The 301-nt window shown below is 53.8% G+C and carries 1 protein-coding gene; it reads right to left on the minus strand.

All coding sequences use genetic code 11. From position 1 onward, the window contains the following. A partial coding sequence (locus NW211_RS14065) for a DUF3945 domain-containing protein (RefSeq protein WP_258328298.1) occupies window positions 1-301 on the minus strand: 301 nt, incomplete at both ends.

Genomic DNA, 301 nt, shown 5'->3' on the forward strand with positions numbered 1-301 from the left:
TTTGGTAAGCTCCACACCACCGAGGGCGGTGCGGTTGAAGATGCGGTCATTCTCGAAGATGAAGTCGATGCCTCTGCGCTCGGCACTCACCTGAATGTGGGCGTTGAACTCATTGCCCGACTTGGCTGTCATACCTTCGATATATACCTTCTTGCCCTCACGCAGGTCGTTCTTCTCCTGGTCGGTGAGCTGCACGCCCTTAATCTCGTTAGGGATATAGACATTCTCGGCACGCATGGCCACCACTTCGTTGGTCATCTTGTCGAGGCTGATGAACGATGGGATATACTCTCCGTTGCGA

It is taken from the genome of Barnesiella sp. ET7, from assembly GCF_024733785.1.
In the GTDB taxonomy this organism is placed as follows: Bacteria; Bacteroidota; Bacteroidia; order Bacteroidales; family Barnesiellaceae; genus Barnesiella; species Barnesiella merdigallinarum.